General features: G+C 71.0%; 21 protein-coding genes and 1 pseudogene. 7 read left to right on the top strand and 15 right to left on the bottom strand.

Annotated elements, in window-relative coordinates:
* Window positions 1-370 precede the first annotated feature (370 nt).
* Entirely contained in the window at window positions 371-1,294 is a 924-nt protein-coding gene (locus AAEP80_RS06165) for an AEC family transporter (RefSeq protein ID WP_420366364.1), read from the bottom strand.
* 124 nt (window positions 1,295-1,418) lie between these two features.
* On the opposite strand from AAEP80_RS06165, the gene AAEP80_RS06160 reads away from it, so the two are divergent.
* The 3 genes from AAEP80_RS06160 (at window position 1,419) to AAEP80_RS06150 (ending at window position 3,306) form a co-directional block, all read left to right on the top strand.
* Entirely contained in the window at window positions 1,419-2,009 is a 591-nt protein-coding gene (locus tag AAEP80_RS06160) for a nitroreductase family protein (protein ID WP_420366363.1), read from the top strand.
* Window positions 2,010-2,075: 66 nt separating this feature from the next.
* On the top strand, window positions 2,076-2,486 hold the full coding sequence (locus AAEP80_RS06155; protein ID WP_281266818.1) for an acyl-CoA thioesterase: 411 nt from the start codon (window positions 2,076-2,078) through the stop codon (window positions 2,484-2,486).
* 49 nt (window positions 2,487-2,535) lie between these two features.
* Entirely contained in the window at window positions 2,536-3,306 is a 771-nt protein-coding gene (locus AAEP80_RS06150; RefSeq protein WP_420366362.1) for an HAD-IIB family hydrolase, read from the top strand.
* Between the two features lie 37 nt (window positions 3,307-3,343).
* Here AAEP80_RS06150 and AAEP80_RS06145 read toward each other — a convergent pair whose 3' ends face one another.
* Together AAEP80_RS06145 and AAEP80_RS06140 are read right to left on the bottom strand one after the other, a co-directional pair.
* Complete coding sequence (locus AAEP80_RS06145; protein WP_402728045.1) at window positions 3,344-3,967, bottom strand: phosphoribosylanthranilate isomerase; 624 nt, start codon at window positions 3,965-3,967, stop codon at window positions 3,344-3,346.
* Between the two features lie 49 nt (window positions 3,968-4,016).
* On the bottom strand, window positions 4,017-5,069 hold the full coding sequence (locus tag AAEP80_RS06140; protein WP_413602919.1) for a serine/threonine-protein kinase: 1,053 nt from the start codon (window positions 5,067-5,069) through the stop codon (window positions 4,017-4,019).
* A gap of 190 nt (window positions 5,070-5,259) precedes the next feature.
* On the opposite strand from AAEP80_RS06140, the gene AAEP80_RS06135 reads away from it, so the two are divergent.
* Complete coding sequence (locus tag AAEP80_RS06135; protein ID WP_413602920.1) at window positions 5,260-5,463, top strand: DUF2945 domain-containing protein; 204 nt, start codon at window positions 5,260-5,262, stop codon at window positions 5,461-5,463.
* Window positions 5,464-5,469: 6 nt separating this feature from the next.
* On the opposite strand, the gene AAEP80_RS06130 is transcribed toward AAEP80_RS06135, so the two are convergent.
* Window positions 5,470-6,174 (bottom strand): DedA family protein, encoded by a 705-nt coding sequence (locus AAEP80_RS06130; protein ID WP_420366361.1) that lies wholly within the window; start codon window positions 6,172-6,174, stop codon window positions 5,470-5,472.
* Window positions 6,175-6,253: 79 nt separating this feature from the next.
* On the bottom strand, window positions 6,254-7,357 hold the full coding sequence (locus AAEP80_RS06125) for an ROK family protein (RefSeq protein ID WP_420366360.1): 1,104 nt from the start codon (window positions 7,355-7,357) through the stop codon (window positions 6,254-6,256).
* A 56-nt stretch (window positions 7,358-7,413) separates the two neighbouring features.
* On the opposite strand from AAEP80_RS06125, the gene AAEP80_RS06120 reads away from it, so the two are divergent.
* Both AAEP80_RS06120 and AAEP80_RS06115 read left to right on the top strand, forming a co-directional pair.
* Window positions 7,414-9,135: a beta-N-acetylhexosaminidase gene (locus tag AAEP80_RS06120; protein WP_420366359.1), complete on the top strand. Its 1,722-nt coding sequence runs from the start codon at window positions 7,414-7,416 to the stop codon at window positions 9,133-9,135.
* Between the two features lie 69 nt (window positions 9,136-9,204).
* Window positions 9,205-10,203 (top strand): annotated as a pseudogene (locus AAEP80_RS06115) (UDP-N-acetylglucosamine 4,6-dehydratase family protein); the annotation flags it as partial.
* A gap of 410 nt (window positions 10,204-10,613) precedes the next feature.
* Here AAEP80_RS06115 and AAEP80_RS06110 read toward each other — a convergent pair.
* The 6 genes from AAEP80_RS06110 to AAEP80_RS06085 all read right to left on the bottom strand — a co-directional run bounded on the left by AAEP80_RS06110 (window position 10,614) and on the right by AAEP80_RS06085 (window position 18,173).
* Complete coding sequence (locus tag AAEP80_RS06110; RefSeq protein ID WP_420366358.1) at window positions 10,614-12,704, bottom strand: PTS fructose transporter subunit IIABC; 2,091 nt, start codon at window positions 12,702-12,704, stop codon at window positions 10,614-10,616.
* A gap of 91 nt (window positions 12,705-12,795) precedes the next feature.
* Window positions 12,796-13,797 (bottom strand): 1-phosphofructokinase family hexose kinase, encoded by a 1,002-nt coding sequence (locus AAEP80_RS06105; RefSeq protein WP_420366357.1) that lies wholly within the window; start codon window positions 13,795-13,797, stop codon window positions 12,796-12,798.
* Window positions 13,794-14,582, bottom strand: coding sequence for a DeoR/GlpR family DNA-binding transcription regulator (locus tag AAEP80_RS06100; RefSeq protein WP_420366356.1), 789 nt, complete (start codon window positions 14,580-14,582; stop codon window positions 13,794-13,796). Before AAEP80_RS06100 ends, AAEP80_RS06105 begins: the two co-directional genes overlap by 4 nt.
* Window positions 14,583-14,940: 358 nt before the next feature.
* Window positions 14,941-15,774 (bottom strand): carbohydrate ABC transporter permease, encoded by an 834-nt coding sequence (locus tag AAEP80_RS06095; protein WP_420366355.1) that lies wholly within the window; start codon window positions 15,772-15,774, stop codon window positions 14,941-14,943.
* Window positions 15,775-15,806: 32 nt separating this feature from the next.
* Window positions 15,807-16,844 (bottom strand): carbohydrate ABC transporter permease, encoded by a 1,038-nt coding sequence (locus tag AAEP80_RS06090; protein WP_420366354.1) that lies wholly within the window; start codon window positions 16,842-16,844, stop codon window positions 15,807-15,809.
* A gap of 3 nt (window positions 16,845-16,847) precedes the next feature.
* Window positions 16,848-18,173: a sugar ABC transporter substrate-binding protein gene (locus tag AAEP80_RS06085; RefSeq protein WP_281266805.1), complete on the bottom strand. Its 1,326-nt coding sequence runs from the start codon at window positions 18,171-18,173 to the stop codon at window positions 16,848-16,850.
* A gap of 232 nt (window positions 18,174-18,405) precedes the next feature.
* On the opposite strand from AAEP80_RS06085, the gene AAEP80_RS06080 reads away from it, so the two are divergent.
* Window positions 18,406-19,161, top strand: coding sequence for a DUF2071 domain-containing protein (locus AAEP80_RS06080; RefSeq protein ID WP_420366353.1), 756 nt, complete (start codon window positions 18,406-18,408; stop codon window positions 19,159-19,161).
* A gap of 101 nt (window positions 19,162-19,262) precedes the next feature.
* Here AAEP80_RS06080 and AAEP80_RS06075 read toward each other — a convergent pair whose 3' ends face one another.
* Genes AAEP80_RS06075 through AAEP80_RS06060 form a run of 4 tightly spaced genes read right to left on the bottom strand, consistent with a single transcriptional unit; the run spans window position 19,263 to window position 22,715 of the window.
* Window positions 19,263-20,453 (bottom strand): ABC transporter permease, encoded by a 1,191-nt coding sequence (locus tag AAEP80_RS06075; protein ID WP_420366352.1) that lies wholly within the window; start codon window positions 20,451-20,453, stop codon window positions 19,263-19,265.
* On the bottom strand, window positions 20,450-21,172 hold the full coding sequence (locus tag AAEP80_RS06070) for an ABC transporter ATP-binding protein (protein WP_420366351.1): 723 nt from the start codon (window positions 21,170-21,172) through the stop codon (window positions 20,450-20,452). Before AAEP80_RS06070 ends, AAEP80_RS06075 begins: the two co-directional genes overlap by 4 nt.
* Window positions 21,169-22,224 (bottom strand): peptidoglycan-binding protein, encoded by a 1,056-nt coding sequence (locus AAEP80_RS06065; RefSeq protein WP_420366350.1) that lies wholly within the window; start codon window positions 22,222-22,224, stop codon window positions 21,169-21,171. The genes AAEP80_RS06070 and AAEP80_RS06065 overlap by 4 nt, the downstream gene beginning before the upstream one ends.
* Window positions 22,221-22,715, bottom strand: coding sequence for a hypothetical protein (locus AAEP80_RS06060; RefSeq protein WP_420366349.1), 495 nt, complete (start codon window positions 22,713-22,715; stop codon window positions 22,221-22,223). The genes AAEP80_RS06065 and AAEP80_RS06060 overlap by 4 nt, the downstream gene beginning before the upstream one ends.
* Window positions 22,716-22,762: the final 47 nt, after the last annotated feature.

The following is a 22,762-nucleotide window of genomic DNA, read 5'->3' as shown; positions in this document are numbered from 1 at the left end:
ACCGCTCGACGCGCGGCCGACGGGGTGTCGCGACCACTCGACACGCGGCGCGGGGTTGGCCGAACGGGAGGCCCGTGGCGGGCTGATACCGCGCCTCCCGTCCGTCGGTGGACCGCCGCCACTGCGCGCCGCGGTCCCGCGCCTGCGCAGTCCGCACCCACCGGTCGCGACACCCCGCTCGCGTCTGCCGACAGGCCACGAAGCGTCGGTCGCGACGACCGTCGCCGACGGTCTGCGACCGGTCGACGCGCGGCCGACGGGGTGTCGCGACCGCTCGACGCGGCGCGCCGAGGGGGTGTCGCGACCGGTCGACGCGCGGCCGACGGGGTGTCGCGACCGGTCGACGCGCGGCGCGCCGCCCGCCCGCGCGCTACGGGTGCAGGAGTGCGGCGATCGCGACGAGCACCGGGACGGCGCCGAGCGTCGAGATGAGCACCACGTCACGGGCGACGGGCACCGCCGCGTCGTACCGCTGCGCGTAGTTGAAGACGTTCTGCGCCGCCGGCAACGCCCCGAGCGTCGTCAGGACGAACACCTGCTGGTCGTCGAGCCCGAACACGAACCGTGCGAGCACGAACGCCACCGCTGGCATCACGACGAGCTTGATCGACGACGCCACGATGACGTCCGTCCGGATCGCCGGGTCACGGAGGGGTGCAGCGCCGTGCAGGCTCATCCCGAACGACAGCAGCACGAGCGGCACGGCGGCGGCACCGACGAGCGAGAACGGCTCGAGCACCGGATCCGGCAGCTCGATCCGGAAGGCGGAGAACACCAACCCGGTCAGCGAGGCGATGATCAGCGGGTTCGTCACCGGCCCGAGCACCCGGCGCTTCCACCCGCCCCCGGACGCCGTCGCGGTGTCGAGCACGGTCAGCGCGATCGGGGCCATCACGACGAGCTGCAGCAGGATGACGGGCACGACGGCGGTGGCCTGCCCGAGCACGTACACGGCGACGGGCAGGCCGATGTTGTTCGCGTTCACGTAGCTCGCAGCGAGCGCCCCGACCGTGGTCGTCGTGACCGAGCGCCGCAGGACGAGGGCGAACACGAGCGCCGTGCCGAGCGCCACCAGCACGGCGCTGAGCAGCGACACCCAGAGCATCGGTGACACGAGCGACGCGATGTCCGCCGTGGCGATCGTGTGGAAGAGCAGGCACGGCATCAGCACGAAGAACGCCAGTCGGCTGATCACGAACTGGGCGTGCTGCCCGAGGAGCCCGATGCGCCCGACGACGTACCCGGCCGCGATGATCGCGCCGATGATCGCGAAGCCGATCAGAACGCCACTCATCACCCCCCATCCTGTCAGTCCCGCGGCAGCCCCGCACCGAGCGCGGCAACCGGTGCCGGGCCGCCCGACATGTGACGTCGTACAGGCCGGAAATGCGAACGCATCGAATACCGTTGACCGCATCATGACCAACGCCACGACGCTCTCCCGTTCGACCGACTCGAGCCAGCCGCTCGTCCCGCTCCTCGAGGAACGGTGGAGCCCCCGCTCCTACGACGAGACCGCGACGATCTCCGACGAGCAGCTCGACGCCGTGCTCGAGGCCGCTCGCTGGGCCGCGTCCGCGAACAACTTCCAGCCCCGCCGGTTCATCGCCGGTCGTCGTGGCACCGACACGTTCCGCACGATCAACGAGAACCTCATCGGCTTCAACGCCGGGTGGGCCTTCCGCGCGAGCGCCCTCGTCGTGGGCATCCTCGAGACGCAGAGCGAGGACGGTGACGTCCGCCGCTTCGCCGAGTACGACCTCGGCCAGGCCATCGCAGCGCTGACCGTCCAGGCGCACGCCGAGGGCCTGCACGTCCACCAGATGGCCGGTATCGACGCCGCCGGCCTCGCCGCCGCGTTCGACCTGCCGGAGCGCTTCGTGCCCTTCACCGTCACGGCGATCGGCACCGTCGCGGACCCCTCGCAGCTCGACGAGAAGGCCGCAGAGCGCGAGGTCGCCCCGCGCACCCGCATCGCGCTCGACGAGGTCGTCCTCGTCAAGGAGTAGCCGCACCAGCAGCACCACCGCGGCCGGGGCCCTCGCGGGGGTCCCGGCCGCGTAGTATGTACAGACATGCAGCCCGAGATGAACTTCTACACCCGCAAGTGGGTCCGGCCGGAGGACCTCAACGCGAACGGCACGCTCTTCGGTGGCAGCCTGCTCCGCTGGATCGACGAAGAGGCCGCGGTGTACGCGATCATCCAGCTCGGCAACGGCAAGGTCGTCACCAAGTACATGTCCGAGATCGAGTTCGTCTCCTCGGCGAAGGAGGGCGACATCGTCGAGATCGGCCTCGTCGCGACCCGGTTCGGCCGGACCTCGCTGACGATGCGGGCCGAGGCGCGGAACCTCTTCACGCACCGCAGCATCCTCACCATCGACGAGGTCGTGTTCGTCAACCTGGACGTCGACGGCAACCCGGCCCCGCACGGCTACACGGAGATCACGTACGCGCGCGACCGGGTTCCCGCAACGATCCACTGATCCCGCAGCCCTGAGGATCGGGGACATGTCGCATGACAGAATCGACGGCATGACCGCACCACGTCTCGTCGCGTTCGATCTGGACGACACCCTCGCCCCGTCGAAGTCCGCGCTCGACCCGCGCATGCTCGACACCTTCGCCGCCCTGCTCGACGTGGTCCCGGTCGCCGTGATCAGCGGCGGCAACTTCCACCAGTTCGAGCAGCAGCTCGTGACACCCCTGCGACACCGTGACGGTCTCACGCTCGACGACCTGCACCTGCTCCCCACCTGCGGCACCCGGTACTACCGCTGGTCCGACGACGACTGGGCGCTGCAGTACGCCGAGGACCTCACCGACGCCCAGAAGCAGCAGGCCCTCGCCGTGGTCGAGTCCCAGGCGAAGGCCGCCGGCTACTGGGAGTCCGAGACCTGGGGCGCCATCCTCGAAGACCGCGGTTCACAGATCACGTTCTCGGCCCTCGGTCAGGCCGCGCCCGTCGCCGCGAAGAAGGTGTGGGACCCGACGGGTGCCAAGAAGGACGACCTCCGGCGCCGCGTGCAGGCCGAGCTCCCCGACCTCGAGGTCCGTTCCGGCGGATCCACCAGCATCGACATCACCCGCAAGGGCATCGACAAGGCGTACGGCATGCGGCGCCTGGCCGAGCTCACCGGCATCGCGCTCGACGACATGCTGTTCGTCGGGGACCGCCTCGACCCCGAGGGCAACGACTACCCGGTGAAGGCGCTCGGCGTTCCCTGCCACGCGGTGGAGGGCTGGGAGGACACCGACGCGTTCCTCACCGAGCTGATCCCGATGCTCGGTCGCGCCCGCGCCTGACGGCGCAACCCCGGACAGGAGGCCCGGGTCGGCCCCGTCATGGCAGGCTGCGGACCGCCTCGACGAACGCCCGGATCTTCGCCGGGTCCTTGACGCCGCGCTCGGACTCGACACCGCTCGACACGTCGACCCCGTCGGGGTCCAGGCTCTCGACCGCCGCCACGACGTTGGCCGGCGTGAGGCCCCCTGCGAGGATCCACGCCTCGTCGACCTTGCCGGTGACGGACGCGGGATCGATCAGCCGTCCGCTGCCGGGCACCGCGGCGTCGAGCAGCAGCAGGTCGTGGTCGTACGACGCCCGCTGTTCCGCGGACTCGGCGAGGTAGGCCTCCGCCGACACCGCTCGGATCGTGAAGAACCCGGCGTCCCGGGCACGCGCGAAGTCGGTCGCCGACTCGCCGCCGTGCAGTTGCAGCGTCGTGAGGCCCACCGCTGACGCGATCCCGACGATCTCGTCGATCTCCTGGTCGCGGAACACGCCGACGGCGTCGATCCCGTCCGGCACCCGCTCGACGAGCTCCTTCGCGAGGTCGGCGGTCACGGTCCGGGGACTGCCGGCGGCGAAGACGAACCCGACCGCGTCGGCGCCGGCGTCGATGGCGGCGTCCACGGTCTCGGGCGTCGACAGGCCGCAGATCTTGATCCAGCGCTGGTCGGTCATGCAGTCCATCCTGCACGAAACGACAGCCCTGCGGGTGCGCCGACGGCGATCAGTGGAGCGTGCCGGCGACGTAGCTCAGGCCGCACGCGAGCAGCACCGCGACGGCCGCGAACGATCCGGTCAGGATGTTCCGTCGGCGCCACCGTTTGACGGCCACGAACGTGCCGCGCTTGGCGTGCCGGTGCGCTGCCCGGTGCATCCGGTGGTCGCGCTTGTGCGCCGTCCGGCTCGGGCCGAGCGGCACCGGTCCGGTGACCTGCACCGATCCGCCTCGGAGCGCACGGGCGACGGCGACCGCGGTCGGTCGACGAGCCGGGTCCCGGTCGGTCATGCGCAGGAGCAGTTCGCGCCACTCCGGTCCGACGGACTCGGGGACCTCCGGACTGTTCCGGAGTCGAGCGAGTGCGGCTTCGACGAGGGTGCCGGAGTACTCCTGGTGCCCGGTCAGGGCCTCGAGCAGGACGAGCCCGAGGGAGTACACGTCCGTCGCGAAGCTGATCGGCTCGCCGGCGACCTGCTCGGGGCTGAGGTACGCCGCCGTGCCGATGATGGTGCCGTCGTTCGTCAGGCGCGATCCGTCGACGAAGTGCGCGACGCCGAAGTCGGTCAGCTTGACCGTCCGGGCGAACCCGGACGAGCCCTCGTCGCTGATGAGGATGTTGGCGGGCTTCACGTCGCGGTGCACGATCCCGCGGGAGTGCACGTACGCCAGGGCGTCGGCGAGCTGCGCGCCGAGGTCGGCGACCTCGTAGTTGTGCAGCGCCCCCTCGGCCAGTCGGCGGAGCAGGGTCGTGTCGGCGATGAGCTCCATCACGATGTACCGGTGCGGACCGTCCGAGAACTCGTGCGTGCCCGCGTCGTAGAGCGGGATCAGGCCGGGGTGCGACAGCATGCTGAGCAGCCGGATCTCGCGTTCCTGGCGGACCCGGTCGGCCGTCGTCATGGCCTGCGGCGTCGCGAAGAGCTTCACCGCGACCAGTCGGTAGGTGTGCTCGTCGCGGGCTTCGTACACGGATCCCATGCCGCCGGTGCCGATGAGCCGGGACAGCCGGTAGCGGCCGGAGAGGATGGTCTCCGTCCGTCCGTTGTCGACAAGGGTCATCGTGCGGTTCGATCCGTCGGGAGCCAGGGAGAGGCGAAGGTTGCTCGCAAGATGACTCGCCCACTACGGTACGCGCGAACGGCGACGAATGCGCGGGTGTTATGACTTCGTGACGAGGGGTACATCCCTGAGTTGATGCGGATGCATCGGGGTCTACCCTCTCGGGGACACCACCGAGAAAGGACCCGTCATGGCGCTGTCGAAGGGCGACGAGGTGCACTGGAACACCTCGCAGGGGAAGACCACCGGAACGCTCGTCCAGAAGCGTGTGAGCGACTTCGAGTTCGACGGGCAGCGGTTCAAGCCGACGGACGACGACCCCTACTGGATCGTGGAGTCCGAGAAGACCGGCAAGCGCGCTGCACACAAGGAGTCGGCGCTCACGAAGGCCTGACGCGGCTCAGTCCCCTGCGGGCTCGGCGCGACGACGTCCGCGTTCAGCACGGCTGGCGCGAGCGGCACGACCACGGCGGATCCGTCGCACGACGAACACGACGACGACCCCGGCGATCGCCGCGTACATCCCGCGGTCGATCCACTCGGTGTAGCCCTCGATCCGCTCGTACTGCGTGCCGAGTGCCGCGCCGCCGAGCACCAGCAGGCTGTTCCAGACGCCGGAGCCGATGATCGTGAACAGCGAGAACGACCAGAGGTTCATCCGGTCGGCTCCGGCCGGCAGCGAGATCAGGCTGCGCACGATCGGGACCAGCCGCCCGAACAGGACCGCGCTGCGGCCGTGCCGGTGGAACCACGCGGCGGCCTTGCGGAAGTCGTCCTCGTCGACGAGCGGCAGCTTGCCGAACCAGCGGACGGTCCGGTCGAACCCGATCACCCGGCCGAGCCAGTAGAGCACCAGCGCCCCGACGTAGGAACCGAGCGTCGCGAGGACCAGGACGAGCGCCAGGTTCATCCGCCCGGCACCGGCGAGGAACCCCGCGAGCGGCAGGATGACCTCGGACGGGATGGGCGGGAAGACGGTCTCGACGAAGAGCATCAGCGCGACGCCCCACTCGCCGAGCATGTCGATGAGCTGGAGCACCATCCCCGACAGCCCACCCATCTCGGCGTCAGGAGAGGACGTGGCGGCGGCGAGGGCAGTCGTCATGCAGCAATCGTCCCTGAGTGCCCTGACAGGCGGCAGGACGCGACCTGCGGATCAGCCCAACCCCATCAGCCCGCTCCGATCAGCCCAGGCCCATGTGCGACGCCCGCACGTGCGTCAACGACCGGGCCAGCGCACCCCTGGCGACCGCGTCCCGCCCGACCGTCGACGGCACGATCTCCACGGGGTGCCGGAGCTGCGGGCCGACAGCCTCCGCGAGCGCCGCGCAGAACACCGCTGCCGCCGGCAGGACCTCTCCCCCCACGACGACGACCTCGGGGTCGATGGTCGCGACGAGCTGCGCGACCCCGGTCGCGACGTCCGCGGCGAGCGCCCGGACGATCTCGGCGGCAGCCGCGTCACCGTGCCCGGCCGACTCCATGACGGACTCGAGGTCCGCGCCGGACGGGATCCGAGCCTCCAGTCGGGCCGGCGCGCCGGGCCAGCCGGTCGATGCCAGGCCACCCACCTCGCCCGCCGCTCCCCTGGCGCCACGCGCCAGCGTGCCGTCGACGAGGTAGGCCGCGCCGATCTGCCGCCCCATCACCAGGTAGAGCGCGTCGCGCGCACCGGTGAACCGCCCCCACATCGTCTCGGCGGTCGCGGCGAGCTTCGCGTCGTTGTCGAAGAAGGTGGGGGCCGTCGGGAACAGGTCCTGGATGCGGCCGGGCATGCGGCCCTCGACCCACTGCGGCACGGCGATCGTGTAGTCGATGGCGCCGTCCCGGTCGACGACGGCGGGGACGCCGAACGTCGCGGCGAGGAGGCGGCCGGCCCCCGGCGTCGAGGTCAGGCGCTGCACGACGTCCTGCACGCTCGCCCATGCCTGGTCCGCCGACGCGAGGTCCGGGTACACCTCCTCGACCCGGGCGATCTCGTTGCCGCGGAGGTCGGCGAGGAGCCCGACGATGCCGTGCAGCCCGAGGTCCACGCCGAGGACCGACCCGGCGCCGGCATCGGCTCGGAACCGCTTGGCCCGCCGCCCGGCCTTGTTCGGGGTGACGATCGCGTCGGCCTCCCGTGCCCAGCCCTCGGCGATGAGGTCGGCGAGCGACGCCTCGACCGTCGGCCGCGAGAGCCCCACGGTGCGGCCCAGCTCGGTGACGGTGACGGACGCGTCGCTGCGGAACAGTTCGTCGAGGATGGCGCGCGAGTTCACCAGGCGCAGGGCACCCGGTGTGCTCATCGTTGACAGGGTCTCGTTCACGGCCATAGCCTCATATTACGAAAGATCATTGAGGAATGGTGGACTCCGACATGCTCATCCCCCGCCCGCGCCTGTCGACCCCCGGTGTCGGCTCGTTCGAGATCACGCCGACGACCCGCATCGCCGCAGACGCCGCGAGCGAGTCCGTGCGGCTGTACCTGCAGCAGACGCTGCGGGGGTCCACCGGGCTGCCGGTGCGCGACGTCGAGACCCCGGGGACCGACGTGATCCGGCTGCGCGTGGCGGACGACACGCAGGCACCACGCGACGCGGACGCGGCACTCCCGACCGGCCCAGCCGGGTCCACGGCCGAGTCGTTCCGCCTCACCGTGACACCGGACGGCATCGACGTCCTCGGCGGCAGCCCGGCCGGCGTGTTCTACGGCGTGCAGGCCCTCCTCCAGCTGCTCCCCGCCGACGTCTACCGCAAGGGCCGGGTCGGCACCGGGCCCTGGACCGTCCCGGCGCAGACCGTCGAGGACGCCCCCGCCTTCGCCTGGCGCGGCGTCATGCTCGACGTCGTCCGGCACTTCCGCACCAAGGCCGAGGTCCTCCGCGTCATCGACCAGCTCGCGGCGCACCGCATCAACACGCTGCACTTCCACCTCACGGACGACCAGGGCTGGCGCATCGAGATCCGGAAGTACCCGCGCCTGACCGAGATCGGCTCGTGGCGCCGCGAGTCCCAGGTCGGCGCGCACGTCCCGGACGCCGACGGGGTCATGCGACCGCAGGGCTTCGACGGCCGACCGCACGGCGGCTACTACACGCAGGACGACATCCGCGAGATCATCGCCTACGCGGCCGACCGGTTCGTCACGGTCGTCCCGGAGATCGAGACCCCCGGGCACGTCCGCGCCGCACTCGCCGCGTACCCGGAACTCGGCGTGCACCCGGAGGCCGGGGTCGAGGTCTGGACGGAGTGGGGCATCGCCGAGGACGTCCTGAACGCCGACGACGCGACGATCGACTTCTTCAAGGGCGTCTTCGACGAGGTCGTCGACCTGTTCCCGAGCGCGTACATCGGCCTGGGCGGCGACGAGTGCCCGAAGGTGCAGTGGGAACAGGACCCCCGCACGCAGGAGCGCATGCGGTCACTGGGACTCGCGGACGAGGAACAGCTCCAGGCCTGGATCATCGGGCAGCTCGCGGCGCACATCGAGTCGAAGGGCCGTCGGGCCTTCGGCTGGGACGAGATCCTCGAGGGCGGGACGCTCTCGGAGTCGGCCACGGTCGTCTCGTGGCGGGGGCTCCGCGGCGCGTCGACGGCGGCGAAGCGCGGGCACGACGTGATCTCCTCGCCTGATGACCAGGTGTACCTCGACTACCGTCAGAGCGACCTGCCGAACGAGCCGATCCCGGTGTCGATCGTGCTCACCGTGGACGACGTCTTCGCGTTCGACCCGGTGCCGGCCGACCTGACCGACGACGAGCGCGCCCATGTCATCGGCGGCCAGGGGAACATGTGGTGCGAGCACGTGGACACCGTCCGGAAGCTCGACTACCAGCTCTTCCCGCGGGTCGCGGCGCTGTCCGAAGCGCTCTGGTCCGCAGACGTCACCGGACCCCGGGACCTCGCGGACTTCCGCGGGCGGCTGGCGGAGCACCTCGCGCGACTCGAGGCGATGGGCATCGAGTACCGCCACGAGACCGGACCGTTCCCGTGGCAGGAGCGCCCCGGCGTCCCCGGTCGCCCCGGGACGCGCGAGGAACGTGCCGCGTACATCGACGCGATGACGGCGAACATCGCCGACTGACGTTGCACATACCAGATACCAGCCGATAGGTTGGTGTCCATGGACAGGTGCACTGCGTCGGCCACCGACGACTTCGACCTCGACGCGCTGATCGGCCGCCACCCGGCCGACCACGAGCTCGAACTGCCGATCGACTTCGTCCGCGGTCGGACCGTGCTCGTCACCGGCGCCGGCGGGTCGATCGGCAGCGAACTCTGTCGGCAGCTGATGCGCTCGGATCCGGCCGAGGTCATCATGCTCGACCGCGACGAGACGGCCCTGCAGCAGGTCCAGGTGTCGGTCGCGGGGCACGGGTTGCTCGACACGAAGGACGTCGTGCTCGCCGACATCCGCGACGCGTCGACGATCCGGCAGGTGCTGCTCGACCGCCGTCCCGACGTGGTCTTCCACGCCGCGGCGCTCAAGCACCTCCCGATGCTCGAGCAGTACCCGGACGAAGGGTGGAAGACGAACGTCCTCGGGACCCGCAACGTGCTCGCCGCCGCGGTCGAGTCCGGCGTCCAGACGCTCGTGAACATCTCCACGGACAAGGCGGCGAACCCGACGAGCGTCCTCGGGCAGACGAAGCGCCTGGCCGAACGGCTGACGGCGTGGACCGCGGCGGAGACGGGTCGCGACTACGTGTCCGTCCGGTTCGGCAACGTCCTCGGCAGTCGCGGGTCGATGCTGCCGCTGTTCGCCGAGCTCATCCGTGCCGGGCGCCCGGTGACGGTCACCCACCCGGATGCCACGCGCTACTTCATGTCCATCCCCGAGGCATGCCACCTGGTGATCCAGGCCGCCGCGATCGCTCGGCCCGGTGAGGTCCTGGTGCTCGACATGGGCGAACCGGTCCGCATCCTCGACGTCGCCCGTCGGATGATCGCGGCGATGGACGGCACCTCGGACATCGTCTTCAGCGGCCTGCGCCCCGGCGAGAAGCTGCACGAGGACCTCATCGGGCGGGGCGAGACCGAGCGACGGCCCGTGCACCCGAAGATCTCGCACGCATCGGTCCCCGTGCTCGACCCCGCCACCTTCGACGGGCCGCTGCACACCGACACCGCCCCGCTCCTGCTGGCCGCTTGACGCGGGTCGCGGGTCGCGTGCCCGCGCCCGCGCACGGGCACAGGTACGGGCCCGGGCGCGGGCACGGGCACGGGCACGGGCAGAGCCGACCTGTCCCTTCCCGAGCGGCCACGACACCCCGCTCAGTTCCGCCGACCGGTCGAAGACCGTCGCTCCGCTGCTCGCCGAGCGACAGGTCGTGACCAGTCGGCGCCACGCCGACGATGGGTCGTGACCAGTCGGCGCCACGCCGACGGTGGGTCGTGACCGTCGACGCGCACCGACGACGGACGGGAGGCCCGGTGCCAGCTGGCACCGAGCCTCCCGCCCGTCCCGTGGTGACGCCCGCCCCGTGGTGACGCACGCCCCGTGGTGACGCACGCCCCGTGGTGACGCCCGCCCCGCGGTGACGCCCGCCCCGCGGTGACGCCCTACGCGGCGACCGCGACCCGGTCGTCGGCCGGCACACCCACCGCTGCGGCGTCAGCCGCCGGGGCCCGACGCACCCACTTCTTCAGGCCGACCAGCACCAGCGCCGAGACGACGGTGCCCGCCAGGATCGCGACGATGAACATCGCGACGTCCCCGATGGCGAAGAACACGAAGATCCCACCGTGCGGCGCCCGCGAGGTCACACCGGCAGCCATCGAGATCGCACCGGTAACCGCGGCACCGACCATCGACGCCGGGATGACGCGCAGCGGGTCGGCTGCGGCGAACGGGATCGCACCCTCGGAGATGAACGACGCACCGAGCAGCCACGCGGCCTTGCCGTTCTCGCGCTCGGGCTTCGTGAACCCCTTGCGGTACAGGACGGTCGACGCGAGCGCCAGGGCGAGCGGCGGGACCATGCCGGCCGCCATGACCGCGGCCATGATCTCGAACGGCACGACGTTGGTGGCCGATCCGGCACCGAGGCCCGCGACGGCGAACGCGTACGCCACCTTGTTCACGGGGCCGCCGAGGTCGAACGCCATCATGAGGCCGAGGATGACGCCGAGCAGGACCGCCGAGGCGCCGCTCAACGAGTTCAGCCAGGTGGTGAGCTGCGTCATCACCCAGGCGATCGGGCCGCCCAGCACCAGGAGCAGCAGACCGGAGGCGATGATCGACGCGAACAGCGGGATGATCACCACCGGCATCAGGCCGCGGAGCCAACGCCAGACCGGGATGCGCCCGATCCAGTAGGCGGCGGCACCGGCGATGAGACCACCGACCAGACCGCCGAGGAACCCGGCGTTCATGAACACCGCGATCGACCCGGCGACGAAGCCCGGAGCGATGCCGGGGCGGTCGGCCATGGCGTACGCGATGTACCCGGCGAGCGCTGCGACCAGGAAGCCGAGCGACACGCCACCGATCTGGAACGCGGCGGCACCGAGGTAGTACGCCAGGCCCTCCGGCGGCAGGTTCAGCAGCGTGTAGTGCGTCAGCGTGTACACGGCGTTGTTCTGACCCGAGTCGCCGTGCGTCAGTGCGATGCCGTAGCCGGCGAGCAGGAACCCGAGCGCGATGAGCAGACCGCCGCCGGCGACGAACGGGATCATGTAGGAGACGCCGGTGAGCAGCCAGCGCTTCAGCGACTGCCCGAAGTGCTCGTCCTTCGCGGTGCTGGTGCCCGCCTCCGCCGCGGATCCGGACACCCGTGCGGCGTTGGGGTCGTCCGCGGCACGGAGCGCCTCGGCGATCATCGCGTCGGGTTCGTCGACACCGCGCTTGACCGGGCCGGACACGAGCGGCTTGCCGGCGAAGCGCGAACGGTCGCGGACGTCGACGTCGACCGCGAAGACGACCGCGTCGGCCCGGGCGATGAGCGCCGGGTCGAGAGGCTCGACCTGCGAGGACCCCTGCGTCTCGACGTGCATCTCGGCGCCGGCCCGCTGAGCGGCGGCGACGAGCGCGTCGGCTGCCATGTACGTGTGGGCGATGCCGGTCGGGCAGGCGGTGACGCCGACGATGACCTTCCGGCCGGCGGTCGGTGCCGTGGTCGGCGCGGCCGGACTGGAGGCTCGGGGTGCGCCCGTCACGCCGGCGTCGGCGACCTCGCCGGTCACCTCGCGGTCCACCAGGTCGACGATCTCCTGCGGGGTGGTCGCGGCGCGGAGGGCGGCCGTGAAGTCGTCGCGGATGAGCGCACGGGCCAGGGTCGAGAGGACGGTGAGGTGGTCCTTGTCGGCCCCCTCGGGCACGGCGATCATGAAGACCAGGTCGGCGTCGCCGTCCGGGGCGCCGAACGGCACCGTCCGGGCGAGCCTGCTCATCGCGAGTGTCGGTTCGGTGACCGAGGCCGACCGGGCGTGCGGGATGGCGATGCCACCGGGGACGCCGGTGCCGACGCTCGCCTCACGCTTGATGGCGTCCGCCGCGAGGGCGCTTCCGTCGGCGGCGCGGCCGGTCGCAGCGACGCGGTCGGCGAGGACGCGGATGACGTCGGACGAGGTGGCGCCGAGGTCCTCGTCGAGGCCGACGAGGGCGACGCTGATGAGGCCGGGACTCGTGTCCGAGCTGCGCGCAGCGGTCATGGTGTGCTCCTTTGCAGTGGCGCGGTGGCGCTGGGGTTCGCTGTGGTTCGGGTTGCGGTGCTGTTGGCGGTGATGGGTTGCGGTGGGGCGGTCAGGCGGCGGGTGCCGCCGTCTGACGGAGGCGGGTGACGGTGACGGCACCCGGGTCGGTGTGGTCGAGCGCCGGGACGTCGCTGCCCGGGAGCGCGGCTGCCGCGGCCCCCGTCGCGACGGCCTGTGCGAGCCGCTCCTCCGGCGGCCGACCGGCGACCTCGGCGAGCAGGTAACCAGCCAGGGAGGAGTCACCCGCGCCCACGGTCGAGCGGGCGACGATGCGGGGTGCCGCCGCGGCGAACGAGCCCTCCGGCCCGATCAGGATCGCGCCGGCGCTGCCGAGGGTGAGCAGGACGGTGTCCACGCCACGGTCGCGCAGCCGTTCGGCTGCCGCTGCCGCGAGTTCGTGGTCGCGTTCGTACTCGTCCGGGTCCCCGCCGACGATCTCGGCGAGCTCCTCGGCGTTCGGCTTGACGAGGTCGATCCGCTCGCCGGACTGCAGCAGCGCGGTGAACGGCACGCCGGACGAGTCGACGGCGATCCGGACGTCGTCGCCGTGCCGCTCGCGGACGGCCCGCACGAGGACGGCGAGTGCGTCGTCCGGCAGGCCGGGCGGGAGCGACCCGGCGAGGACGACCCACCGGGCACGAGGTCCGGTGGGGGTGACGTCCGCGGTGTCGGCGACCAGCGCCGCGAGCTCGTCGAGGCGCCCGGCGAGGGACGGCCCGGGCTCGTTGAGCTTCGTGGTCGTACCGGTCGGCTCGGTGACGGTGACGTTGGACCGGAGCGGTGCGCCGATCGGCAGCGCGGCGGTCGGGATGCCGCGGGTGGCGAGGCCGAGCAGGACCGGGTCGAGCTCGTCCCCGGGCAGGACCGCGATCGTGTCCCCGCCGCTGGCGACGACGACACGGGAGACGTTGACGCCCTTGCCGCCCGGCTCCGCGGTCGACCGGGTGGCGCGCTGCACCGAACCGCGCTGCAGTTCACCGGCGAGCTCGATCGTGCGGTCGAGCGACGGGTTCGGCGTCACCGTGACGATGCGCGTGCTGGACTCGTTCATGCCACGACCACCTCGACGTCGGCGTCGGTGAGCGCTCCGGCGAGGTCGGCTGGGGGCTGCTCGTCGGTGACGATCGTGTCGACCTCGTCGAGCCGGGCGAAGCGCATGAGCGCCTCGACGCCGTGCTTCGCGGCATCCGCGAGGACGACGCTCCGCCGTGCGGCGAGCACGTACGCGGCCTTCACGGCGGCCTCGTACTCGTCCGGGGTGCTCAGGCCGAACCCGGCGGAGAGCCCGTTCGTGCCGACGAAGGCGATGTCGGGACGCAGCGCGCCGATCTGCTCGACGGTGGCGGTCCCGACCGCGGCGCTCGTCACACCGCGCACGCGGCCGCCGAGCAGGTGCAGCTCGACGTGCTCGCTGTGCTGCAGGGTCGCGGCGATGGGGACGGAGTTCGTGATGACGGTGATCGTCGCGCCGGACTCCGCGGGCTCCCACCGTGCGAGTTCGGTCGCGACGGCGGCGCAGGTCGTACCGGCGTCGACGGCGATGGACCCGGTGAAGGTCGGGGGCACGAGGCGCATCGCGGCCCGGGCGATCGCGGACTTGGCGGACCCGTGCTGCCCCTCGCGCTCGGCGACGGTGAGTTCGACCACGCTGGAGCGTCCGACCGGGACCGCTCCCCCGTGCACCCGGCGGAGGACCCCTGCCGACTCGAGCGCGTCGAGGTCACGCCGGACGGTCTCGGTCGTGACGTCGAAGTGCTCGGCGAGATCGGCGACGGAGACCCGCCCTGCCGACTGCAGCTCGGCGGCGATCGCATCGTGCCGCTCGGTTGCGTACATGACCGAACTCCTTCGTTCGCGTTGGTTTCAGGAACTGTACGTCCACACCCAACACAAACGCAAGTGTTTCGTCTTCGATCCCACACACCCGCAGACGTGCGCGTGCTCTCGCTCCCGCTCCCGCTCCCGCTCCCGCTCCCGCTCCCGCTCCCGCTCTCGGCCGGTCACAACACCCCGCTCAGTTCCGACGAGTGGTCGAGAATCGTCGCCCCAGTGCCGCACGGCCGACGATCTTCGACCGCTCGGCAATCACGGACGGGGCGTCGTGACCAGTCGCCGACCGGGATCGAGAACAGGAACGACGGACGGGAGGCTCGGTGCCAGCTGGCACCGAGCCTCCCGTCCGTCCCCTCCGGCGCTACCCCTTCACAGCGCCGGCCGTCATGCCGCTGACCAGACGACGCTGCACGATGAGGAAGAACACCACGACCGGCAGGCTGAACAGCACGCTCGCCGCCATGAGCCCGCCGAAGTCCGTCCCCTTGTTCGTCGAGAAGCCCGCGAGCCAGACCGGCAGCGTGTACATCGACTGGTCCTTGAGCATCACGTAGGCGGTCAGGTAGTCGTTCCACGCGGCGATGAACGCGAACACGCTCGTCGCGATGACCCCGGGCATCACGAGCGGGAACAGCACGCTCCACAGGATGCGGAAGGTGCCAGCGCCGTCGGTCTTCGCCGCCTCTTCGATCTCCACCGGGACCGCGACGAAGAAGCCGCGCATGACCCAGATCGAGAACGGCAGGACGCTCGCGACGTACGCCAGGATCAGCCCGATGTAGCTGTTGAGCAGCCCGAGGGACTGGAACGACAGGAACAGCGGGATGAGCAGCGCCCCCGACGGGATCATCTGCACGAAGAGGATGCCCACGAGGATGGCACGGCGCCCCTTGAACCGGAACCGCGACAGCGCCGCCGATGCCAGGAAGCCGACGGCGATCGACAGCAGCACCGCGGCCACCACGACGATCGCGGAGTTCCGGAGGTACCCCAGGAAGCCCTCTTGCGTGAGCGCCCTGGTGAAGTTCTCGATCGTCGGGTGGATGGGCGCCCAGATCGGCGTGAGGGTGGTGACCTCGTCCGCTGGCTTGAACGCGGTGTTCAGCATCCAGTAGATCGGGAACACCCACACCAGGCAGAACACCACCGCGACGGTGTTGGCGAGCACGCGGGGCTTCCGCTTGCGCTGGCGCACCTGGCGCGCTTCGGGTCGAACAGCAGGAGCCGTCACAGGTCTTCCTCCCCGCTCCGGATGAGCCGGCGGATGTAGTAGCTGGTGAGCACGCCGAGGATCGCCGTCGAGATGACCGCGATCGCCGCACCCTGCCCGTAGGCGTTCGAGACGAAGGACTTCACGAAGGTCCAGACGCCGAGCGTGAGCGTCGCGTCCTCAGGGCCGCCCCTGGTGAGGAGCCAGATCTGGTTGAACACGTTGAAGTCCCAGATCACCGAGAGGATCGTCACGAGGAGCAGCGTCGGGGCGAGTGCCGGCAGCGTGATCGCGCGGTACATGGCCCACGCCGAGGCGCCGTCGAGCGACCCGGCTTCGTAGTACTCCGGCGCGATCTGCGACTGTGCCGCGTAGAGCGTCAGGGCGACGAACGGCACCGCCTGCCAGATCACCAGGGTCAGGACGATCGTGTACGCCTGTCCCGGGTGCGACGCCCAGTTGTCCTGGGTGTGGTCGCCGAAGACCCGCATCTGCGTGATCAGCCAGTTCAGGACGCCGTAGAAGGGCTGGAACAGCCACTGCCACACCAGGCTCGAGGCGACGTTCGGCATCGCCCACGCCAGGACCAGCACGACGCTGACGACCGTCCGCATCGCGACCCCGAGCCGCGTGAGCAGCTGCGACACTCCCATCCCGATGACGAGCGTGCCGATCACCATCGACGCGGTGACGGCGATCGTCCGCAGGATGACCGGCCAGAAGCTGCCGTCGGTGAGGACGTTCGTGTAGTTCGTGAGGCCGGCGAACCCGGCCTGCCCGGTGAAGATCGCCCGCAGGCCGTACTCCTGGAAGGAGATGACGATGAGCCGGACGAGCGGGTAGACGACGAGCGCCAGCAGGAGCACCGCGGCCGGTGCGAGCAGCACGAGGGGTGCGCGCGAAGCACCGACGGAGCGACGACGGGGGCGGGGCGGGCGGGCGGACCGTCCGGTCCGGCCGGACCCGGGGACCCGGCCGGCGACGGGCGGTTGCCCGGCGCCGGCGACCGGCCCGGCAGGTGCCGAGCCGGTCGCCGTGTCAGCGGTCGAGGTCATCGACTACAGACTCGCGTTGAGCGCCGAGGTGAGGTGCTTCGAGAAGTCCTTCGCGGATTCCTCCGGCGTCTTCCGGCCCGTCGCGATGTCCGCGAACATCGACTGGAAGGACGCGTCACCCTCGATGGTCGCCCACCCGGGCGTCGCCGGGGTCGGGCGGCTCGTGCCGGCTGCGGCGAAGTACGGCTTGTGGAGCTCGTCCACGTCTGCCGCCACCGAGTCGAGCAGCTGCGTGGAGTTCGGCTCCCACCCGTCGACGCCGAAGACCTGGTCCTGCTGGAACTTCTTCGAGGTCAGGATCTTCATGTAGTACAGCGCGAGGTCCTGGTTCGCCGACTTCGACGGGATGCCGAGGTCCGATCCGCCGAGGAACACCGGCTGCGTCTTGCCCTCGGTGGCCGACGGCATCGCGAAGGTGCCGATCTGGTCCTTGAGCTCCGGCTTCGCCGTGGTGATCGAGCCGATCTCCCACGCCGAACCGAGGATCGCGGAGGTGTTGCCCTGCGCGAAGACGTCGGACTCGGCCGGCTTGTCGGTGTTGATGTCCTGCGTGGACTTCGCCGAGTAGGCGTTCTGGAAGTCCTTCCAGGCGGTCAGTCCCTTGACGGCGTCGGCGGAGTCGATCGCCCCGGTCCACTTGCCGCCCTTCTCGGTGGCGATCTGTCCGCCGGCGTCCCACACCCACTGCAGGCCGCCGTACCAGTACTGCCCCGGCATGTAGAACGCCGAGAAGTCCGCAGCGGGGTTCTTCGCCTTGACCTTGTCGAGGTCGGCGGTGAGTTCCTCGTACGACTTCGGCGTCCCGGTCACCCCGGCGTCCGCCCAGGTCTTCTTGTTGTAGATGACCGCACGGTTGCCCGCGAAGAGCGGTGCGCCGTAGAGCTTGCCGTCGACGGTCGCGGGCCCTTCGAGCCCGGAGAGCCAGGTCTGCCCGTCGGCCAGTTCCTTCTTGTACGGGCTGAGGTCCATCAGCCCACCCGTCGCGGCGTACACCGGCACCTGGGTGTTGCCGAGGTCGACGATGTCCGGCGCGTCCTTCTGGGCGAGGGCGGTGGTCAGCTTCGTGGTGATGCCGTCCCACTGCTGCAGCTGGAGCTTCACCTTGGCGCCGGTGGCCTTCGTGAACTGCTTCTCGGCGACGTCGAGGATCTTCGGGCTGAGGTCGCCGTTCATGATCCAGACGTTGAGGGTCTTGCCCTTGCCATCGGGTGTGCCGATGGACTTCGTTCCGCTGTCGGAAGCTCCGTTGCTTCCGGCAGAGCACCCGGCGAGGGCGAGCGCGGCCGCCAGGCCGAGCGCACCGAGTGCGGCGAATCGCGTGCGTGTCACGTTGACTCCCTTGGTCCGACCTTTATGAAAGGACGTTGCGTAATGGCAATGAAAGACCCTCGGGGCAGGGTTGTCAACCTCCGATTTCCTGCCTGTGGAGACCGATGATCCGCATGTTTCCGGGGGATAACGGATATCGAACGAATCCTGCCGATTGCTTGACGAACTGGTCATGACCAGGCACCATTCCACCCCCTGGCGCTCGCCCCGCGCGGGGGCTAGCATCCGACGGGTGACCACCGCAGCGCACAAGGCGTCGACGAAACCGACCACGACGACCCCGTCCCGCGCCGGCATCGTCGCCCGCATCGACCGTCGGCTCCTGGTGAACTTCCGGGTCGACCCGACCGCACTCCGTCGCGTCTTGCCGGACGGCCTCCGCCCGCAGCTCGTCGACGGATCGGCGGTCACCGGCGTCTGCCTGCTGCGCATGGCCGGCCTCCGACCACGCTGGGTTCCTCGCGGGATCGCATGGGGTGCCGAGAACGCCGCGCACCGCATCGCCGTCGAGTGGGACGGACCGACCGGAGTCCGTCGTGGCGTGTACATCTCGAAGCGCTACAGCGCGTCGTGGGTGCCGGTCGCACTCGGCGGACGGGTGATGCCCGGCGTGCACCAGCACGCCCGCTTCGACGTCGACGAGGACGGGGAGCGGTTCCGTGTCGGCTTCGACGCCACCGACGCCGAGGTCGACGTCGACGTCGAGCGCGTCCCGGCGCATCGCTGGACGAGCAGCGTCTTCCGCGACGTGGACGAGGCATCCGACTTCTTCCGCGCTGGGAGCACCGGCTGGTCCCCCGACCACCGCGGCGCACTCGAGGGCCTCGAGCTCCGTACGGACGCATGGCAGGTCTCCCCGGCCCGGGCGCACCGGGTGCACTCCTCGTTCATCGACGCACTCCCCCGCGACAGCGCCGAGTTCTCGGACGTGCTGCTCATGCGGAACGTGCCCGTGACGTGGGGCACGGAGCGCTGGCCCGGAGCCTGATCCCGGAAGGTCGGCTGACGGATCCGGACGCGACCGGCCTGGAGGCCCGGTGCCGGTCCGTCGGACCGGCACCGGGCCTCCAGGCCGTTGCGTCCACTGCCCTACACGGCTGCCAGCGCCGAGGTCGGCGGGATACGCGCGGCGCGCGCCGCCGGGTAGAGCCCGGAGATCCCGCCGATGACGACCGTCGCGCCGAGCCCTCCGGCGACGGCCCACAGCGGAACGGCGACCGGACACCCCTGCCCGAGGGCGAAGGCGACCGTCACCCCGACGCCGATCACCACACCGGCGACGCCGCCGACGAAGGACAGCAGCAGCGACTCCACGAGGAACTGGTCGCGGATGTTCCGCCGTCTGGCGCCCAGCGCACGGCGGACTCCCACCTCGGCCCGTCGTTCGAGCACGGTGATCACCATCGTGTTCGCGACACCGATGCCGCCGACGAGGAGTGCCACCCCTCCGATGCCGACGAGCAGTCCCGTGAACGAGTCGTCGGTGGCGTTCTTCGCCGCGAGGGCGTCGGACGGCCGCGTGACACCGACGTCCTGCGGGGAACCAGGGCGGATCGCTCCGGCCAGCACGTCTCGTGCCTGTTCCACGCCATCGGGGACCACTCGCGTGTACACGGCGGTCGGGGCCCCGTCGAACCCCAGCTGCTGCGCGAGCCCCCGCGGGACGAACACCTGCTGGTCGAGGTCGCCCGCGAGCTGGACGGGCTGCAACACCCCCACGACCTGCACCCACTGCCCGCCGATCCAGACGTGGGTGCCCGGCCCGACGACGTCGATCCCGAGCGACTTCGCCGCACCCGCGCCGAGCACGGCCTGCGGCGGCGCGTCCGCACGGTCGTCGATCCAGTGTCCGGACGCGAACTCCCCGCCGAGCACCCCTGGCACGTCACCCCATGCGGCGAGCAGACCGATGCCCTTCGTCTCTGGCTCCGGGATGTAGGCGTTCCGGTAGACGTGTCCGTCCGCCACCGTCCCCACCGCAGCGGCCTCCTCGACGTCGTCCTGACGGAGCACCGACTCCAGGGCCGTGCCGGGCAGCGGCGGGGTCTCGCCGAACCCCTGGGCCTTCGTGGCGGTGAGCACGTTCGTGCCGAGCGCATCGAGCACCTGGTCGAGCTTCGCCTTGCTCGACGAGGAGATCCCGACGACGGCGATCATCGCCGCGATGCCGATCGCGATCCCGAGCGCCGAGAGCACCACGCGGCCCGGACGGGTGCGGAGCCCGAAGACACCGAGGCGGAGCAGGTCGCCCGGCCCGAGGCGCGAGCGGACCGCGCTCACCGGACACCACCGATCGCCACGGCGAGGTCGGCTGCCGATGCGCTCGGCGCTCCGGCGGAGTCGTGCTCCACCAGCCCGTCCCGCATCCGCACCTGTCTGGGCAGTGACGCCGCGAGGTCGAGATCGTGCGTGATCACCATGACCGTCGTGCCTGCTGCGTTCAGCTCGCGCAGGAGCGCCAGGATCGCGGCGCCCGAGCTCGAATCGAGGGCTCCGGTGGGTTCGTCAGCGAGCAGGATCGTCGGCTCGCCGACGATCGCACGCGCGATGGCCACGCGCTGCTTCTCACCGCCGGACAACTGGTTCGGCCGGTGCTCCGCCCGGTGTCCGAGCCCGACTCGTTCGAGGGCGTCGACGGCACGCCGGCGCCGCTCGCGTCGACCGCAGCCGGCGTAGAGGAGCCCGTCGGCGACGTTCTCCGCCGCCGTCGCGCCGGCCTGTAGGTGGAAGTGCTGGAACACGAACCCGACGTGGTCGGCGCGGAGCATCGAGAGCGCGTCGTCCGACATCGCCGCGACGTCGTTGCCGGCGATCGTCACCGTCCCCGACGTCGGCCGGTCGAGCGTGCCGACGATGTTGAGCATCGTCGACTTGCCCGACCCTGACGGCCCGACGACCGCGACGAACTCCCCTTCGGCCACCTCGAGGGACACCCCGCGGAGCGCGCCGACGTCCCCGTAGGTCTTGCTGACGTCGCGGAGCGCGAGGACCGCGGTCATCCCGGCACCACGACCTCGTCACCTGCACTGACGGCACCGGTGACGGCGACTCGCCCGTCGGCCGTGAACCCGGGCTCGACCGGCACCCGCTTCGTGGTCCCGTCGCGCTGCACGACGTCGACGGCGTACCTACCGCCGTCGAGCGCGACGAGCGCGGCGACCGGCACCGACAGCACGTCCCGCTCCGTCGTGCCCTTGGCGTCGAGCTGCGCCGATGCCGCCGCGGGGAGCTGCCGGTCCCCGGGATCGAACGACACGGAGACGTCCACCGTGTTCCCGCCGTCCTCCGACGCGCTCGGCTGGACGTCGATGACCTCGCCGGTCATCGGGTCCCCGGCACCGTTCACGCGGACGTCGACCTCCGTGCCGACGGCGAGGCGTTCGGCGTCCCGTTGCGCGATCGTCGCCTGCACGATGCGCTTGGTGCTCGTGACCGAGATCACGTCCCCGCCGGCCGGCTGCCCGAGCTTGCCGTCGACCACGCCCACACGGACGTCGCCGTCCACGAATGCGATGTCGTCCACGGTCAGACTGCCGGTGACCTCCAGCCCGCGGTCCTTCTGCCACTGCCGCACCGCCCGCTGTGTGCGCGGTCCGAACGTGTCGTCCTGCGCGACGTCGTAGCCGAGGGCCGCGAGGTTCTCGTTGAGCTGCCGGACGTCGGTGCCCTGCAGCCCGCGCTCGAGCGAGCGCCAGAGCGGCACCGTGCCGTACATGGAGCGGACGCCGCGCTCGTCGACCGCGTAGAGGAACTCGTCTCGGTGGATGACCTGCCCGGGCTTCGGCAACCAGGTCAGCGTGCCCTGCGCCGCACCAGGGACTCCCGTCGAGGTCCCGTAGCCCAGTGTCCCCGCGAACACCCTCGAATCCGTCAGGTCACCCTTCGTGACCGGGGACGTGGCTCGCTTCGACGTCCTCGTCTGCTCGGCGGAGGCGGTCGGCGTCGTCCGCAGGTCGACGAGCGCCCATGCCCCCGTCCCGACTCCGAGAGCCGCGGCGAGGCAGACGCCCGCGATCACCATGCGCATCCTGGTGGGAGCGGCGCTGGTCACTTCGTGACCTTCTCGACCGGCCCGGAGGCCTCCTCGTGACAGGTCTTCGCCACGTCGTCGAACGTGGCCTGATCGCCGGGCTTGTAGGACAGCCAGCCTTCTTCGTCGTCCGGGTAGTCGGCGAAGCCGTTCTCGCGGATGCACTTCGCGGCCTGCTGCAACTGCTCCTCCATGCCCGCCATCGGTTTGGCCGCCTGGACACCGTCACCCGCGCCCGACCCGGCGCCCGCGCACTCGGTGAGGTCCGCGGACCACTGTTCCTGGTCGACGCCCTCCGGGACCGAGATCGTCTCGGACTTCCCGGACGGGTCGGCCATGTCGTAGCCCTTGCCGCGCATGCACTCTGCGATGGTCGCCCCCTTCTGGCCGGCGCCGGATGCGCTCTCGCGGACCGTCGGGGCGTTGCTCGAGCAGGCCACCAGCAGTCCGGGGAGGAGCAGGAGCCCGGCGACGAGCGCGATCGTCTTGGTCTTGTTCGTGGTGTCGGTCATGAGGCCAGCACACCGGAATCGGTGTTTCGGCCCTGGTACACCCGTGG

The sequence above is a fragment of the Curtobacterium sp. L3-7 genome, assembly GCF_048756585.1.
Lineage (GTDB): Bacteria > Actinomycetota > Actinomycetes > Actinomycetales > Microbacteriaceae > Curtobacterium.
The sequence above is the reverse complement of the archived record's forward strand: the minus strand, read 5'-3'. Positions and strand labels throughout refer to the sequence as shown.

Excerpts from the sequence above, each read along its gene's own strand:
- AAEP80_RS06165 (WP_420366364.1), bottom strand. The coding sequence starts at position 1,294 with ATGAGTGGCGTTCTGATCGGCTTCGCGATCATCGGCGCGATCATCGCG.
- AAEP80_RS06160 (WP_420366363.1), top strand. The coding sequence starts at position 1,419 with ATGACCAACGCCACGACGCTCTCCCGTTCGACCGACTCGAGCCAGCCG.
- AAEP80_RS06155 (WP_281266818.1), top strand. The coding sequence starts at position 2,076 with ATGCAGCCCGAGATGAACTTCTACACCCGCAAGTGGGTCCGGCCGGAG.
- AAEP80_RS06150 (WP_420366362.1), top strand. The coding sequence starts at position 2,536 with ATGACCGCACCACGTCTCGTCGCGTTCGATCTGGACGACACCCTCGCC.
- AAEP80_RS06145 (WP_402728045.1), bottom strand. The coding sequence starts at position 3,967 with ATGACCGACCAGCGCTGGATCAAGATCTGCGGCCTGTCGACGCCCGAG.
- AAEP80_RS06140 (WP_413602919.1), bottom strand. The coding sequence starts at position 5,069 with ATGACCCTTGTCGACAACGGACGGACGGAGACCATCCTCTCCGGCCGC.
- AAEP80_RS06135 (WP_413602920.1), top strand. The coding sequence starts at position 5,260 with ATGGCGCTGTCGAAGGGCGACGAGGTGCACTGGAACACCTCGCAGGGG.
- AAEP80_RS06130 (WP_420366361.1), bottom strand. The coding sequence starts at position 6,174 with ATGACGACTGCCCTCGCCGCCGCCACGTCCTCTCCTGACGCCGAGATG.
- AAEP80_RS06125 (WP_420366360.1), bottom strand. The coding sequence starts at position 7,357 with ATGAGCACACCGGGTGCCCTGCGCCTGGTGAACTCGCGCGCCATCCTC.
- AAEP80_RS06120 (WP_420366359.1), top strand. The coding sequence starts at position 7,414 with ATGGTGGACTCCGACATGCTCATCCCCCGCCCGCGCCTGTCGACCCCC.
- AAEP80_RS06110 (WP_420366358.1), bottom strand. The coding sequence starts at position 12,704 with ATGACCGCTGCGCGCAGCTCGGACACGAGTCCCGGCCTCATCAGCGTC.
- AAEP80_RS06105 (WP_420366357.1), bottom strand. The coding sequence starts at position 13,797 with ATGAACGAGTCCAGCACGCGCATCGTCACGGTGACGCCGAACCCGTCG.
- AAEP80_RS06100 (WP_420366356.1), bottom strand. The coding sequence starts at position 14,582 with ATGTACGCAACCGAGCGGCACGATGCGATCGCCGCCGAGCTGCAGTCG.
- AAEP80_RS06090 (WP_420366354.1), bottom strand. The coding sequence starts at position 16,844 with ATGACCTCGACCGCTGACACGGCGACCGGCTCGGCACCTGCCGGGCCG.
- AAEP80_RS06070 (WP_420366351.1), bottom strand. The coding sequence starts at position 21,172 with ATGACCGCGGTCCTCGCGCTCCGCGACGTCAGCAAGACCTACGGGGAC.
- AAEP80_RS06060 (WP_420366349.1), bottom strand. The coding sequence starts at position 22,715 with ATGACCGACACCACGAACAAGACCAAGACGATCGCGCTCGTCGCCGGG.